Origin of the sequence: Magnetovibrio sp. PR-2, assembly GCF_036689815.1 — a bacterium.
In the GTDB taxonomy this organism is placed as follows: Bacteria; Pseudomonadota; Alphaproteobacteria; order Rhodospirillales; family Magnetovibrionaceae; genus Magnetovibrio.
Genome location: NZ_JBAHUR010000006.1, coordinates 25,113 through 40,518, shown reverse-complemented (window position 1 = coordinate 40,518; position 15,406 = coordinate 25,113). Strand labels below are relative to the sequence as shown.

11 protein-coding genes are annotated in these 15,406 nt (G+C 54.0%); 4 read left to right on the top strand and 7 right to left on the bottom strand.

The genetic code is table 11. The features are described 5' to 3' along the window. Nucleotides 1-46: 46 nt before the first annotated feature. Nucleotides 47-916 carry a phytanoyl-CoA dioxygenase family protein gene (locus V5T82_RS08675; protein ID WP_332895228.1) on the top strand — a complete coding sequence of 290 codons (870 nt, stop codon included), beginning with the start codon at nucleotides 47-49 and terminating at the stop codon, nucleotides 914-916. Nucleotides 917-972: 56 nt separating this feature from the next. On the opposite strand, the gene pseC is transcribed toward V5T82_RS08675, so the two are convergent. The 5 genes from pseC to V5T82_RS08650 all read right to left on the bottom strand — a co-directional run bounded on the left by pseC (nucleotide 973) and on the right by V5T82_RS08650 (nucleotide 6,751). Further along, on the bottom strand, nucleotides 973-2,172 hold the full coding sequence (gene pseC / locus V5T82_RS08670; protein ID WP_332895227.1) for a UDP-4-amino-4,6-dideoxy-N-acetyl-beta-L-altrosamine transaminase: 1,200 nt from the start codon (nucleotides 2,170-2,172) through the stop codon (nucleotides 973-975). 65 nt (nucleotides 2,173-2,237) lie between these two features. Beyond that, the gene (locus V5T82_RS08665) at nucleotides 2,238-3,659 is read right to left on the bottom strand and encodes a mannose-1-phosphate guanylyltransferase/mannose-6-phosphate isomerase (RefSeq protein WP_332895226.1); all 1,422 of its coding nucleotides are present in this window, start codon (nucleotides 3,657-3,659) and stop codon (nucleotides 2,238-2,240) included. 32 nt (nucleotides 3,660-3,691) lie between these two features. Further along, on the bottom strand, nucleotides 3,692-4,192 hold the full coding sequence (nusG, locus tag V5T82_RS08660) for a transcription termination/antitermination protein NusG (RefSeq protein WP_332895225.1): 501 nt from the start codon (nucleotides 4,190-4,192) through the stop codon (nucleotides 3,692-3,694). Further along, on the bottom strand, nucleotides 4,189-4,833 hold the full coding sequence (locus tag V5T82_RS08655) for a winged helix-turn-helix transcriptional regulator (protein WP_332895224.1): 645 nt from the start codon (nucleotides 4,831-4,833) through the stop codon (nucleotides 4,189-4,191). The genes nusG and V5T82_RS08655 overlap by 4 nt, the downstream gene beginning before the upstream one ends. Before the next feature lie 70 nt (nucleotides 4,834-4,903). Continuing rightward, nucleotides 4,904-6,751 carry a hypothetical protein gene (locus V5T82_RS08650; protein ID WP_332895223.1) on the bottom strand — a complete coding sequence of 616 codons (1,848 nt, stop codon included), beginning with the start codon at nucleotides 6,749-6,751 and terminating at the stop codon, nucleotides 4,904-4,906. 69 nt (nucleotides 6,752-6,820) lie between these two features. Between V5T82_RS08650 and V5T82_RS08645 the strand changes: the two genes are divergently transcribed. The 3 genes from V5T82_RS08645 (at nucleotide 6,821) to V5T82_RS08635 (ending at nucleotide 9,476) form a co-directional block, all read left to right on the top strand. Next, entirely contained in the window at nucleotides 6,821-7,756 is a 936-nt protein-coding gene (locus V5T82_RS08645) for a class I SAM-dependent methyltransferase (RefSeq protein WP_332895222.1), read from the top strand. 221 nt (nucleotides 7,757-7,977) lie between these two features. Then, complete coding sequence (locus V5T82_RS08640) at nucleotides 7,978-8,826, top strand: hypothetical protein (protein ID WP_332895221.1); 849 nt, start codon at nucleotides 7,978-7,980, stop codon at nucleotides 8,824-8,826. A 77-nt stretch (nucleotides 8,827-8,903) separates the two neighbouring features. Continuing rightward, on the top strand, nucleotides 8,904-9,476 hold the full coding sequence (locus V5T82_RS08635; RefSeq protein ID WP_332895220.1) for a cyclic nucleotide-binding domain-containing protein: 573 nt from the start codon (nucleotides 8,904-8,906) through the stop codon (nucleotides 9,474-9,476). A 1-nt stretch (nucleotide 9,477) separates the two neighbouring features. Here V5T82_RS08635 and nifJ read toward each other — a convergent pair whose 3' ends face one another. Next, nucleotides 9,478-13,080 (bottom strand): pyruvate:ferredoxin (flavodoxin) oxidoreductase, encoded by a 3,603-nt coding sequence (nifJ, locus tag V5T82_RS08630; protein ID WP_332895219.1) that lies wholly within the window; start codon nucleotides 13,078-13,080, stop codon nucleotides 9,478-9,480. A gap of 92 nt (nucleotides 13,081-13,172) precedes the next feature. Beyond that, nucleotides 13,173-15,245, bottom strand: coding sequence for an adenylate/guanylate cyclase domain-containing protein (locus V5T82_RS08625; RefSeq protein WP_332895218.1), 2,073 nt, complete (start codon nucleotides 15,243-15,245; stop codon nucleotides 13,173-13,175). Nucleotides 15,246-15,406 lie beyond the last annotated feature (161 nt).

Sequence of the window (15,406 nt, the reverse complement as noted above, 5' to 3'; positions counted from 1 at the left end):
ATGGGATAGAATTCGCCCATCGTGATGCAATGCAGGAGATCACTTCATGTCCGTTCTTGGTGACGTAGAACAGCTCGTTTCAACTTTGAACACCAAGGGAATTATTTCTTTCCCTGGTTTTTTCGACACGCAAATCGTTGAGGCTTTAAAGGCCCAAGGACGGGAGTTGATGGATGCGGACGAACCTTATCTGAAGTACTTTCGTGACGGTCCAAACTGCCGCATTGCGGCGGCCCCATGCAACTTGGATGAGCACAATGCTTGGGACAAACTTTCAGCCTCGCAAAAGGCTTTGGAAAGCTGCGGTATTGATGAAATCGCCAAAGGCTTCTTAGGTGATGGGTATGGCTTGGCGCAGATGATCTGCGATTATTCCCAACCGCCACATGATGGCGAGTTGTTCCCGCTCCACTTTGACAATTTCGACGGTCAGAAATGCCTTAAGGCATTCATCTATCTAACCGACTGCGACAAATCCAATGCTGCTTTTCGCTATGTTCCCTATAGCCAACACATTGCCAATGCCCACGTTGCATCTGTACGCAAAACCACCACAACACGTCGTGATGATGACAATGCTTTGTCAGAACTGCTGGACACCAAAGACCAACATCTAAAAGAGTTCTTGGCTGAAAGCCCTGAGAACCGCGCCATGCTTGAAAAACTTGAATTCTTGGCCAGTTCTCCCAATGACAGCTATGAATACTGTGTGGAAGGTCCTGCAGGAACGTTGGTGATTTTCGACACCATGGGCATCCACGGCGGTGGCAAGATTGAGAGTGCCGAACGGATGGTTTTCCGTTGCCATTATGTGGATTCAGATTACGTCTTCAAGCACTTGTCGGATCAACTCCCGCCACTTCAGGCCATTGCCTCTAAGGTTGCGCGTAGATTCCGAAATGCTTTTGCCTCATAACTAGCAAGGCTGAAACGCAGGCACGAAGATGGCGGTTGTAGAGCAATAGCCCCCTCTTATGTCGCCCCTGTATGCGTACGAACAACCTTAACAACATGCTCAACATCTTCATCGCGCATGGACGGGAAAATGGGCAGGGATAAAGCTTGGTTGTAGGCTTGCTCTGTTCCGGGGAAGTGTTCGGCAACGTCTCCCAATCGTTTGCGATGATAGGGATGACGATAGACCGGAATGTAGTGCACCTGGGTGCCGACACCATCTGCGCGCAGCTTTTTCATGAACTGCGTTTTGGTGCAGCCCAGTCCTTCAAAATCGAACAGGCCGACATACAGATGATGCGATGAGCGTTCGCGGTACTCCGGTCGGTTTTGCGCAGGACGCATGTGGATGAGATCGCCAAAACACTGGTCGTAATATTTTGCAATTTCTCGACGGCGTTTGGTGAAGGTATCTAGTTTACCCAACTGCGACAAACCCAGGGCGGCTTGGATATCGGTCATACGATAATTGTAGCCCAACACCTGTTGCTCGTAATACCAAGGCGCGCTGTCAATCCCATCGCTGGCTTGTTCGATGTCGACGACATCATCGCCGCGCACAATGCCGTGGCCTTTGAACTGCAACAACCGCTTGTAGAGTTCTTTGTCGTTGGTCGTCACCATTCCGCCGTCACCGGTGGTGATTGGCTTGACCGGGTGGAATGAGAAAATCGCCATATCGCTATCGGCGCATGAGCCAATCGGCCGCCCCTGTTCATCATCGCCGCCCAAGCTGTGGCTTGCATCTTCGATGATGATACTTTTGGGGCTGATATCTTTTAAGGCTCCGACGTTCACGCTCAAACCGCCATAGTGAACAGGGACGATGGTCTTCACATCGTATGAAGATTTGTCGACATACGCAGCAACTGCATCATTTGAAAGGCAGAGGGTATCAATATCTATATCGCCAAGGTCACTGTCCGCTCCACAGTAGAGAGCGGCGTTGGCCGACGCAACAAATGTAAACGCACTGGTGAGACTGACGTCGCGGGGGCTCATGCCCGAAGCGAGCATGGCAATATGCAAAGCCGCAGTTCCGCTGGTGACGGATATCGCATATTTGGCGCCAACGCGCTCAGCCAGTGCTTCTTCGAAGCGCGTGACCGTCTGACCCTGCGTTAGCCAATCGCCCCGCAAAACGTCCTCAACGGCACGTCTGTCGGCTTCATCGACGTAGTGACGACCATAGGACAGAAATTTGTGATTTGATGTCATGAAAGTTTCTCTCCCATATACCTTTTACTCCCGTTTCTCGGGAAACACATTAATGAAACCCTAAATTACATACATCGTCCATATATATCTTCATATCTTTCGATATCGTCTTCGCCCAAATAACTGCCCGTTTGCACCTCAATGATGCGAAGTGGTTGATCTGCCTTGTTTTCCAGGCGGTGTTTCACATTGGCGGGAATATAGGTCGATTGGTTCACATCCAGGGTAATCTCTTCCTCGTCACGCACAACCGAAGCCTGTCCCGAAACCACGACCCAGTGTTCAGAACGGTGCTTGTGGCTTTGCAGGCTCAAAATTCCGCCAGGTTTGATCGATAGCTGTTTCACCTGAAAATGGTTTGCTTGCTCCATGCACTGATACCACCCCCAAGGGCGATAGACGCGTTTGTGGAGCATGTGTTCATCGCGCCCTTCGTCTTGAAGTTGGCTGACGATGTTCTTAACATTTTGGGCGTGGTCCTTGTCCGCGACCAAAACAACGTCGTCGGTCGCCACCACAATGGTGTCGCGCACACCCAACGAGGCAACCAGTTGCCCGGACGAGCGGACATAAGACCTTTGAACATTGTGAGCAATCACGTCACCCAGCAAGATGTTCCCGTCTTCATCTTTGTCCCCGACGGCCCAAAGTGCTGACCAAGAGCCCACATCGTCCCAGCCCATATCCACAGGAACGATAGCGGCATGTTCGGTTTTTTCCATGACGGCGTAGTCGATGGAATCGCCTTTGATGTCGTGAAAATGGTTTTCAGCTAAGCGGAAGAAATCCATGTCCCGCTGGCCTTCGACGACGGCTGTCTTGCACAAGTCCACCATATCCGGGTGGCTGCGGGACAGCTCTTCAAGATAATCACGGGCTTTGAACAAGAAAATGCCGCTGTTCCAATAATAATCGCCCTGTTGCAAATACTGCTCAGCCGTCGCCAGATCAGGTTTTTCAACAAAGCGGTCAACCGCAAAGCATCCTTCATAGGCGTCTAAGTCGCTGCCCTTTTGGATGTAGCCAAAACCCGTTTCCGGAGCCTTGGGCACAATGCCAAACGTCACAAGCGCTTTGTCTTCGGCAGCGGCCCGCGCCTGCGCACAGGCCTTGAGAAACACATCTGGTTTCGTGATCAAATGATCGGACGGCATCAACAACATCAAAGCATCCGGATCGTCTTGCATCAACACTTCTGCAGCAACAGCAGCTGCCGGTGCCGTGTTGCGCCCAACAGGTTCCAAAATGATGGACGCCGGTTTTATCCCTGCTTTGTGCAATTGTTCGGCAATGATGAAGCGGTGTTCCGCGTTACAGATCACGACAGGCGACCCGAAATTGTCACCTGAAACGCGCGCCGCAGTTTCCACCAACATGGATTGATCGGAATACAGAGACTGAAGTTGTTTAGGGTACAAAGTTCGAGACATCGGCCAAAGGCGCGTGCCAGAACCGCCGGATAGAATAACGGGAACAATGGTGCTCATGAGCGGACAACTTTATCGGCAATTAAGGGAATTTAAGAAACTTTGGCCAGCGTTTCCGAAGAGGCATGAACCCGGACTTCGCGGCCCATCAAATCCAAAAGCAAAATGACGCGCTTGTCGTCGCAGACTTCTTCCAACAGGGCTGTATGATCGGCAAACGCACCTTCCAGCACACGCATGTTGTCGCCTTTTTTCAGACCTTCAGGCGCAATGGAAATCACGCCATCAATGTCTTCACGCCGTCGGATCATATCGACGATAGAGCCGTCGATCGATTGCGGGTGGGGGCCGAACTGCACTAAGGACAAAACGCCAACCGTGCCGTTGATGGAGCGCCAAGGCTGAGAGGCCGTATCCATGTTCACAAATAAATACCCCGGGAACACCGGACGCAAGACTGACTGGGTTTTGCGCGCATGGCGGACGGTCTTGCGGTACTTGGGCAAGTAGACTTTAAAGTCCTGGTTCCTCAGGTGCCACGAAGCCCGGTCTTCATATGAGGTTTTGACGCGGACGACATACCATTTCGTCATGGCTTGTCCTCCTCAGGTGCTTGTTGGCGGACATGCAACAGGGGCACCGCATAAATCGTGTCCTTGCCCATTACCTTGCACATGTCGTCATAGACCTGCTGGGGCTGTTCGCGACATGTGATAACCAATGCATCCGCATCGACTTCGTCAGCGTTCTGCACCACCTTCAATCCGCACATTTCAGATTGATTGGAGCCTTCAGCAACGACACCGACCAGCTCAAAGCCAGTCTCTTGTGCAGACAGCATGGCGATTTCCGCCAACTCTCCGGCACCGTACAAAACGGCCTTTTTCTTGTTTTGACGCAGCAACTCTTCGAACAAAGCCGTATACTCGTTTCGCCCCTTGCGAAAAAAGCTGAGCGAGGCCGCCAGATAGTCCGCAACAAGACGGCTTTTTTCAGCAAACCCCTGTGGGGTCACATAGTAGGCATACCGCTTAGCGGGCGCCTGCTGGACTTTGATCAGTCCCTTTCGCACAGAACGCTTCAATAAGCCGTTGGCCATACCAAGCGCAACGCCCATACGGGTGGCCAGGCTGCGTTGCGAAACGTGCTGATCTTCTTCCAGCGTAGAAAGCAAATCCAAAGTCGCCTGATCGCCGAAATTAACGCTGTTTTGGGATTCTCGAGAATCCGTCATGGCATCTGCAGTCCCTGCATGTTCACATTATGAACGCAATATACATGAGAACGGATTCGTTGCGCAAGCCTCAACACGCAGAGTTATTTTTATTCAATAAATACAATGATTTAAAACTGTTTACAGCAAACACGACAAGCAGCGCGATCAAGACAGGGTCAAACACCACCGTATAACGGGTGAAAGCCGTATTGCCGAGGCTGATCAAACCGTAGCCAGCCAGCACGCTGATGCTGAGCACCGCCCCCGCAAGAACATCGCCTTGTCCCCAGCCCCGAAACCGCAAAATCTGCCAACAAAACCAAATCGATACCATCAGCGCGAGATAGGCCAGCCCCTTTTGGAAGGCCCCCAACACGAGGCGCGGCCATTCGATCAAGCGCAAACCTTCTTGACCGGTCGTGCTGAGAGCTAAAAGCGTATCCGCCTCAATCAAAGTGCCGCCCCCACCTGCTCCGGAGATCAGTTCCGCGTGTTGCGCATAAACATCCGTGTTCATGGTGGCGCATCGAGAGAAATACTGGGCCATGGGCACCCGGATCGGGAGGCTCTTGTTCCAAGCGCTGATGAAATTGCTCGATACAATTTGGACCGCGCCCAAGGGATCGTTCAGAACCGCACTTTTCGCCAAATCGCCGGTGATTTGCGATATGCGGGGATCGTATTCGAACGCCACCGCTTTGGGCTCTGCCAGATCCAGATGTGTGCGCACAGACGGCAAGATGATCCGGTAAATCGCCCCAACCGTAGTCAGCTCCGCAACCTTGGCCATTTCGAAGGGGTACCCACGCTCAGAAAACGGGGGGAAGTCGCGGCTGTAATGCGCCAGCTTTTGTTCCAACTGTGCAGCCAGTTCCGGATTGGCACTGCCCATATCCGCTCGGATCAAAGGTGCGAAATTGCCTGACAGGGAAATGGCCCCAAACTTGTGCAAACCGAAGAAGGCATAATTATAATGGTGGTAAAGCCCTTGGGCTCCAATAATGACAATCAACGGAAGGGCCAGCGCCAAAACGACCCGCCGCCAGACATGGCGCAGCATCCACATCAGCATCAGGCCTGTGACCATAAACGAAATGCCGTTGGGGCGAACAACAATCATCAAACCCAATGTGAGGCCAACGCCCAACAGTACAATCCACGAAGGGCTGCGCAGCGCCCATAAAACGCCCGCAAGGTGGAAACAGATCAGTGCCGCGAACAGCGCTTCACTCATCACGGCCGGCGCCAAGATCAACAAACCGGAGCTCACCATCGGTATCAACGCGACGATCAAGCCCGCCCCAAAGCTTCCGACAACCCGGCGCACGCTCAACCCAAGGGTGGCAAAACTCAACAGCATCAGGTTCAACTGAACCGGATAAATCCACTTCATATCCCCCGTCAGCGTGACAATGGCGTCCAAAAAGAACATGTAGCCCGAAGACCGGATCGCGCTGGGCTGCAGATAGCCAACTGTGTCGGGTTCTAAACACGCGACGATGGGCAAGCGCACCAGCATCTCGACATTGACCCAAACAGCGACCAGCCCAATGGCCCCCCAAAAAGCTGCGGTTGAACCTTCTGAAAACCCGCGTGCCAGGCGGTGCGCAATTCTCTCTGCCCAACGGCTGAGATATAGGACTTTCAGGACCTTGGGTGCTTCGCCCCAGTTCACGACAAAGACTGCCAGCGCGGCAAAACTCAAAACCCCGAGGCTGGCCGCCCCTTGCAACACGGCTAAGCGCGAAAGGGTCGTGCCGGGGAAGCGGTCCAAGATGTCTACGCCAATGGGGCCACTGAACAATGCCAACACAGCCATAACGGTGCACAAGAGCACAAGGGCGCTGCCCACGAGTGTGCCCGTCAAAGCACCTTGCGGATGTTGTTTCGCCCACGTGTCAATGTGTTGGGCTATCTTGTGCGCGCGCGTCGCCATCTCAGGGGTTCCCCGGAAAAGTGGAGTCGTATATGTATACGGATCACGTCATAAAGGAAATCCTCGTTCGTGCACATTTCCACCTGCCCGCTTTGCCACAGCGACGAACTCACGTTCTGGTTCAAGACACCCCACAGCCGGGTTGAACGCTGCCCGTCGTGTGGGCTGGGCATGCTCAACCCCCAGCCGGACGATGCCACGCTGGAAGGCATTTATGATTCCACCTACTTCATCGGCTCCAACAATGAACGGCTCCGCGCCCAGGGCAATGCGCTCAAACGCGGCACCGCGCGACTGCAGTTAGACACAATTGCTGAATTTCTGAACACGGATAGCACCGAAAAAAAACATCCTAAGCTGTTGGAAATCGGCTGCGGGCTTGGCAATTTCTTGTACGTCGCCGATCAAGCCGGATTTGATGTGCAAGGCATCGACGTTTCCCAAAGCGCGGTCCAACATGCCAATGACGCGTTAGGCAAACCGTGTGCTCAGGCGGGTTTGCTCGAAGACATGAACTTGCCCCAGGGCGGCTATGACATTGTCGTCTTGGCCGATGTGATCGAACATGTGCGCGATCCCAAGGCGTTTTTGGCGCATGTGCAGACCTTGGTGAAACCTGGCGGCATCATCTTCATGGCGGCCCCCAGTCTCGACAGTTTTACGGCCCGTCTGATGGGGCGCTATTGGATTGAGTTTAAGCTCGAACACCTGTTCTACTTCAACCGCAAAACGCTCAGCCAACTGCTGCGCACAACTGGTTTTGAAGATATCCGCATCACCGCTGGGCACAAAATTTTGAGCTTCGACTACATCGTTGGGCACTTCGTCCAGTTCCCCGTGCCGGTGATGAGCCCACTGGTGCGCTTGGTCAATTGGGTCTTGCCCACAAAACTCACCAAACGCCCCTTAACGATCGTCGCATCCGGCATCAATGCCGTGGCACGAAAGCCGCTCGACGCGCAAGACGCACGGCATGTATCCGGAGCCATGCCCGAAAACAGCTAAACCCGGCCCAAACGCTTGATGTAGCCGGCGTGATACCCGTTTTGAGCTCAAAATCATCGATTTCTTGTGAACGCGACCCCATATACACTTCCACTTAGCACACCGTCAGTTCATCCCCTGTGTGGCTTTACACCAAACCGTGGATCCTGGCGAGTTTATGCGTGTCCGCGCCAACAAATGGCTGTATAACTCTAGTTGTTCAACACCACCTTGAGAAACACATGCTGAAATATTTGTCATTGGATAAGCTCTCTTTTGGTTTGGTATTTGCCGTCTCTGTCTGCCTCTTGCACGTCGGCCAAGCTGGTGCAGCCGACCAAATCAAACTTCTGCAATCCAAACTCTCTCAAGTCGCCCAGGGGGAGCGCGCTTTTCTCGATCAAGTGTCGGTGCGTGATCTTTATCTGGAAGACGTGAAGCTCAAGTCCCACGGGGTTAATTTCTTTAACGGCTGCCAAGAACAAAAACTCAACAAGCACAAATTGCTGCCCATAAATGACGTTCCTGTGGTGAACTACAAAGGCATTCCCATTGTCGGAAGCCCCTATTTTTCGATCCCTGTCGTCACGAAAAAAAATAACAATGCGCTGTACATCCAGCGCCTGAAACGCGCGATTGATCTGGTTGAAACCCATCTGCCAAAAAGCTTTGCCAAAATTCAGAGAACCATGCGGGCTGCGCGGGGGTATATGATCATCGACAACATATGCCCGACCCAGGGCGCTTTGGCTTACGCAGCGTTTGTCCCGCGCCTCAAAGAACGACACTTTGTGGTTTTGGTGTCTTCGACACTGTTGTTGGTTGACGACCTGTTCAGCGACTACGATGTTGCGGCTCAACTGGTTCACGAAATGGAAGGGCACGCAGTGCAGTTCTTCCAAGAAGGCACCACAGATGAAATCAATGCGTTCACCAAACAAGCCGCATTTGCCCAAGCGACGGGGAACGACAAGTTCAAAGACGTGAACAACCGAGCGCAAAACATCAAATCAAAGATCAAACTGAGCTTGTCGACCACAGGCACTTACGTCAAAAACAAAACCGACGTGCCGTCTTTTTCCGTGAAATAGTGTCAAAGATTTGAAGCGCTTGGACTTTTTCGCGAACACCCTTAAACTACCTTTCAGGTCATAGAGGTGGAGGACGAATGATGAAAGATCGTGGGTTAGATTACGGCATGGACGAAGTTCAAGCACCGCCCGGTTCGCGCAATGCAAACAAGTCCCCCTTAGACCACCTGTGCCGCTTTGTTTTATTCGAGAAAGGACAAACCTTGTTTGAAGAGGGCGGGCGTGGCAACGAAGCCTACATCATCAAGTCCGGCAGTGTGAAAATCAGCCAAGCTTCCAGTTCCGACTTGGGCACATTCGGCCCAGGTGAGATTATCGGTGAGCTGGCCGTGATCTCCGACATGGGGCGCATTGCCACCGCGACGGCGTTGGAAGAAACCGTCTGTGTCGGCCTATCACGCCAAGCCATGCAACACATGATGGACAGTGTCGATATGGAAATGCGCACCATCATCGAATTTTTGGTGGACTACATCCGCGACGTCACCGAAGGTACATTTATCGACGACAGCGAAGCCGATCGCAGCAGCCGGATTTTACAAGTCCTGATCGACAGCCCCGAGACCCAAAACAAGCTCGCCCTGCAAGAGCCGTTTTTCCAGCTGTTGTGCAAAACGCTGTTGGACCGCGCCGGGCGCAATCACACCTAAGTTATTCAGCGGCTGAGGCATCTTCACCTTCCGGCTCTTCCAAGCGCACGCTGGCCAGGGCTTCAAACACTTTACGTCTGTGGCTCAACTCGCTTTCCAGCTGTGCCACTAATTTGGCGGCCCGTTCCGGGTCTTTGCGCGCCACTTGGCGGAAGCGATTTTCTTTATCCAACAAGTCCGAGATCGGCCTGGTTGCGGCCTTACTGTCCAACTGCAGTGCAGCTTTGCCCTGATCGATTAAGCGCGGGTCAAACCGATACAGCGGCCAATACCCCGTTTCCACCGCCAAGGTTTGGTGTTCCAAGCTATACGCCAAGTCATAACCATGCTCACCGCAGGGTGAATTGGCGATGATCAACGAGGGCCCGTCAAACTGTTCGGCTTCTTGGAACGCTTTGACGGTTTGTGCGTCCTTCGCCCCAAGCGCCACCGAGGCCACATAAACGTGACCGTAGCTGATCGCCATCAGGCCCAGATCTTTCTTGGGCAAGGCTTTGCCGGCACTGGCGAACTTCGCCGTTGCCCCCAAAGGCGTCGCTTTGGATTGTTGGCCGCCGGTATTGGAATAGACTTCGGTGTCCAGCACCAAAATGTTGACGTTGGCCCCCGACGCGATGACGTGATCCAAGCCGCCATAACCGATGTCATAGGCCCAGCCGTCTCCACCGATGATCCACAGGCTTTTCTTCACCAAGTGATCCAGAATGTTGGCGAGCTTGCGCGCCCCTTCCCCATCCATATCGGCCAAACGCGCACGCAGGGTTTCCACGCGGTCGCGTTGTTCGTTGATGCCCGCCTCCGTGCTTTGATCCGCCGCCAAGACGGCGTCAACCAAGTCGTTGTTGGCAAATTCAGAGCGCATCCCCGCCAATAGGTCCTTAGCGATGGCGTGGTGTTTGTCGAGCCCTAAGCGCAATCCCAAACCAAATTCAGCATTGTCTTCGAACAAGGAATTCGCCCACGCCGGGCCGCGCCCGTCGGCGTTGCAGCTGTACGGCGTGGTCGGCAAGTTACCGCCATAAATGGACGAACAGCCCGTGGCGTTGGCGATCACCGCGCGGTCCCCATACAGCTGGCTCATCAGCTTAATGTACGGCGTCTCGCCACAGCCCGAACACGCCCCGGAAAATTCAAACAACGGTTCGGCCAATTGGCTCATCTTCACATTGGGGCGCAGCGCCGTTCGATCGGCCTCGGTAATGGCATCGAAGAAAGCGAAGTTTTTACGCTCCAACGCCCGCAAGGGCGCTTGGGATGCCATAACCAAAGACAAGCGGTCCGGATCTTTTTTATCTTTGCCCGGGCAGACCATGACGCAGAGCTTGCAACCGGTGCAATCTTCCGGCGCGACCTGGACGGAATACTTCGCCCCCGCACCAAACTCCTTACCCTTGTAGTCCATGGATTTGAACGTAGGCGGTGCGCTGGCCAAAGCGTCTTCGCCAAAGGCCTTTACGCGAATGGCGGCGTGCGGACAAACCAGCGCGCACTTGTTGCATTGAATGCAGAGCTCTTCAATCCAGGTGGGAATTTCCGACGCCAAGTTACGCTTTTCCCATTTGGCGGTGTTGGTCGGCCAGGTGCCATCAATGGGAAAGGCACTGACCGGCAACAGGTCACCCTTGCCTGCCAACATGGTGGCTGTCACGCCCTGAACAAAGTCGGGTGCATCGGGGGAGACCACCGGGGGAATATCGAATTCGGACGTGACGGTCTTGGGCACCTCGACCTGTTCCAGCTGCGCGAGGGTGGAATCCACGACAGCGAAGTTTTGCTTCACAACGTCTTCACCCTTCCCCCCATATGTCTTTTCAATGGCCGCTTTGATGTAACCCATGGACACGTCATGATCCAAGAAATCCGACAGTTGGAAGAAGCACACCATCATCACCGTGTTGATGCGTTTGCCCATGCCTGCGTCTTGGGCAATTTTGCGCGCATCAATGACGTAGAATTTCAGATGTTTGTCCACGATCTGTTGCTGAACCGAACGGGGTAGCTTGTCCCAAACGTAGTCCTTTCCGTACGGCGCGTTTAGCAAAAATGTACCGCCCGGCGTTGCGTGGCTCAGCACGTCGAGGCTGTCTAAGAAATGGAATTGGTGACACGCCAGAAACTCGGCTTCGTGAATCAGATAGCTCGACCGGATTGGTTCGGCGGCAAACCGTAAGTGCGACACGGTAACGGCGCCGGCCTTTTTGGAATCATAAACGAAGTAGCCTTGGACATAGTTATCGGTGTTGTCGGCAATGATCTTGATGGCATTTTTGTTAGCCCCCACCGTGCCGTCAGAACCCAGGCCGAAAAACATAGCGCGATGCATGGTGCCCGGCTCATAACAGTTGCCGCATTCGTCCCAGTCCAACGACAGTTGTGAGACATCGTCGATGATGCCGATGGTAAATGTCGGCTTGGGGGCGTCTTTGGCCAGCTCGTCGTAAACCGCACTGGCCATGGACGCGGTAAATTCTTTGGACGACAAACCATAGCGCCCGCCGATCACCTTGATGCTGCGCCCAGCCCTGTTGAGCGCGCCGACAACGTCCATATACAGCGGCTCACCCAGCGCCCCGTTTTCTTTGGTGCGGTCCAAAACGGCAATGGACTTCACAGACTGCGGAATGGCGTCGACAAATTTTTCCCACGAAAACGGACGGAACAGGCGAACTTGCAGCACGCCCAGCTTTTGTGCGTCGGTGTTCAACACGTCCACCACTTCCCGCACAGTTTCACCGCTGGAGCCCATAATCACCACCAAGCGTTCCGCATCCGGTGCACCGTGGTATTCAAACAGCTGATATTGACGCCCCGTCAGCTTGGCGAAATCATCAAATCTGTCCTGCACGGCATCGGGCACGGCGTCGTGATAGAGGTTTCGCGCTTCTTGCATCTGGAAGAACGTGTCTGGATTTTGGCTGGTGCCGCGCACCACCGGATGGTCGGGGCTCATGCCATGGTCGCGGTGTTTGTGAAGCGCCTCTTCATCCATCATGGCCTTCAACACGCAGTCTTCCAGATAGTCGATCTTGGAGACCTCGTGCGAGGTGCGAAATCCGTCCATGAAGTGCATGAACGGCACGCGCGTTTTAAACGTCGCCGCCTGAGCAATGCACGCGAAGTCGTGGGCTTCTTGCACCGTGGCGCTGGACAACATCGCCAAGCCCGTTTGACGACACGCCATCACGTCCGAATGATCGCCAAAGATCGACAGCGCATGTGTCGCCACCGTGCGCGCCGCCACGTGCATGCAAAACGGCAAGAGCTCGCCGGCAATTTTGTAGAGATTTGGGATCATCAACAACAAACCCTGCGACGACGTAAACGTGGTCGTCACCGCACCCGACTGCAGCGCACCGTGGACTGTGCCTGCGGCTCCGGCCTCGGACTGCATTTCGATCACTTGGGGGACGTCCCCCCAGATGTTCTTTTGTCCATCGGCTGAACGCGCGTCTGACAGCTCCCCCATGGGTGACGACGGCGTAATGGGGTAGATCGCAATGACCTCGTTCATGCGATGCGCGACGGATGCCACCGCTTCGTTGCCGTCTACGGTGATTTTTTTGGGGGCGGCCTTTTTTGGGGCGGTCTGGGCCGTCTGATCCATGGGTTAATCTCCACATTTTTTGTACGGCTTTTGTTTGTAAAATTATACAGTCTCAAATGTGTTCAAACAATGTCCGTTCGCGCTGTACTGCTTTATTTTTTTATAGGCGGTGTACCAGGTGTTTGGGGCGTAGCGGATTGGGCCGGACGGGGTGCTGGCTTTTTCGCTGCGGGTGTCGGTGTGGCGGTTGGTGTGGCTGTGGGGGCCGGTTTCGGCTGGGTGGGCGCAGGCCTTGGTGCGACGGCAGGCTTGGCAGCGGCTTTGGGCTGAGCCGCCGCAGCAGGTTTAGGTGCTGATGTCGGGGCCGCTGTTGTAGGCGTCGCCACCGGTTGAGCTGGGGCTGGCTCAGGCTTTTGAACTGCGGCGGGTTTTTCATCGGCTGCTTTTGGGGGCTCAGCTTGAGGTTCGGCCTTTGGCTCTTCTTTGCGCGGCACATACCCGTCCCACTGGGCAAAATACGTGGAGATGGGTTCATCAAAACCCTTCATGTCGCAGTCGGGTCCGCGATCGAACTTCAAGTTCTTGCCTTGGCTGAGGCCATGCACGGAGCTCGACACCAAAATTTCCCCCGCTTGCGCTTTGTCCACAATACGTGCCGCCAACTGCACGGTGGTGCCGTACAAATCGTCTTCTTCGGATATCGGCTCACCTGCGTTCAGCCCAATCTTCAGACCTAAGGGGCGTTCCTTACCCCGTTCGCTTGCGTTGTGCTTTTTGGTGTACTTCTGCATGTCCATGGACGCTTCAACACCTTGGACGGCGGACGGGAACGACGCCATGATACCATCGCCCGTGTGCTTGATTTCACGCCCGGAAAACGTCTTGATCGCGTCGCGCACGATTTGGTTGTGAATCCGCACCACATCCTGCGCGCCCGCATCGCCCAACTTTTGTGTCATGGCCGTCGAACCCGCAATGTCGGTGAACAAAACCGTAACGGACTGGTTGGCAGCCTTGCTGGCAGAGCCGGGTTTTTTCCACGCCTCCATGGCGTCGGACAAAGCCAAACGCGGGCCTGTTTCGTCCTCTAAATACACACCCATGGCGCCGCGCCCGGCCTGGAACATTTGCGAATAGCTGGGATTGGCAATGAGATAGTCATCAATGGAACTGATGAAGTGCTCGATCCGGTCCTTGGTCAGCCCTGCACTGGCAAGCGCTTTGTGCATGACGGTTTTGCTGACGCTTTCGGACAAATTGCGCTGCGAACTCATTGCTTGAACGGCACCGACCAAGAACAAAACCAATCCAAAGACCGTGTGCGCGTCTTGCTTCTCCTTAGACGTATCCAACACGTCGAACGCATCGTCGGTGAACGCCTTCATGGTGATGATTTCGGTTAGGGCATCAGCTTCGGCTTTGTCCTGGGCTTCTTGCTCGGCTTTTTTCTTCGCGTCCTCTTCGGCGCGCTTGGCGTCTTCCTCGGCCTTTTTCTTTTCGTCTTCGCTTTGTTTCTGTTCGGCCTCAGCTTCGCGCGCGTCCTCGGCAGCCTTTTCCAGCTCTTCGAGTTTTTTGTCTTCGGCTTTGGACCGTTTCTTTTTCTCTGGCGTTAAGCGCGGATTGCGAACGTATTTGGGCTGCTGCGGTTTTGCGCCACTCCCCAGGGGAATAATCCCGCCCAGCTTTTTCACATTGACCAAAATTCGCGTCACCATCGCCAGCGCGATAATCACAAACACCACAACAAAGATAACGTTCAGCAAGTCTGCATGCGACAGAGGACCGAATTTGTGAACGCCCTTCAGCACCATGGATGCCAAACGCGTCATGCCGATGGCCGCCATCAGGGCAAAACACAACGACAACAGAATCTTTACAATCACCAAGAAGATTGAATTGCCCTTGGGCTTTTCCTCGTCTTGAACCTCTTGGGGAGCCTCTTGGCTTGGTCTGCTGGAGCGTAGGGATTGCTGAGCGCCAGGTCCGCGCGACACGCTGCCTTGCCCCGGTTTGTGTTCAAAAACGGTGAGAGAACGGCTGGCACCCGCCTTGGCGTCGTAGAATTCTTTGACGACTTTCACACCTTGCACGGTAGACACCTTCGCCAAGGATTTGGCGTCGGACACGGCAAGGTGTTGTTCGTTAGATTCATAAACGCTTTGCGCCTCCCAACGTCCGTTGGAAAACAGCAAGACCTCGTATGTGACTTCTTCGCTCTGAGCCATGGTCCCCGATAACCTAGCTTTTGGTGCGTATTTCTCACACACCTGTACTTCTGCCGGATTGCGTTTAGCCGGCCCCCAAAAACACAAGTGCTTAATTTACGCCGAAAATCGCCAAATCCCAAGGGCTTGCATAAAAAAATGACAAATTAAACGTGCATCGG

Coding starts and splice junctions, on each gene's coding strand:
- V5T82_RS08675 (WP_332895228.1), top strand. CDS start 47: ATGTCCGTTCTTGGTGACGTAGAACAGCTCGTTTCAACTTTGAACACC.
- pseC (WP_332895227.1), bottom strand. CDS start 2,172: ATGACATCAAATCACAAATTTCTGTCCTATGGTCGTCACTACGTCGAT.
- V5T82_RS08665 (WP_332895226.1), bottom strand. CDS start 3,659: ATGAGCACCATTGTTCCCGTTATTCTATCCGGCGGTTCTGGCACGCGC.
- nusG (WP_332895225.1), bottom strand. CDS start 4,192: ATGACGAAATGGTATGTCGTCCGCGTCAAAACCTCATATGAAGACCGG.
- V5T82_RS08655 (WP_332895224.1), bottom strand. CDS start 4,833: ATGACGGATTCTCGAGAATCCCAAAACAGCGTTAATTTCGGCGATCAG.
- V5T82_RS08650 (WP_332895223.1), bottom strand. CDS start 6,751: ATGGCGACGCGCGCGCACAAGATAGCCCAACACATTGACACGTGGGCG.
- V5T82_RS08640 (WP_332895221.1), top strand. CDS start 7,978: ATGCTGAAATATTTGTCATTGGATAAGCTCTCTTTTGGTTTGGTATTT.
- V5T82_RS08635 (WP_332895220.1), top strand. CDS start 8,904: ATGATGAAAGATCGTGGGTTAGATTACGGCATGGACGAAGTTCAAGCA.
- nifJ (WP_332895219.1), bottom strand. CDS start 13,080: ATGGATCAGACGGCCCAGACCGCCCCAAAAAAGGCCGCCCCCAAAAAA.
- V5T82_RS08625 (WP_332895218.1), bottom strand. CDS start 15,245: ATGGCTCAGAGCGAAGAAGTCACATACGAGGTCTTGCTGTTTTCCAAC.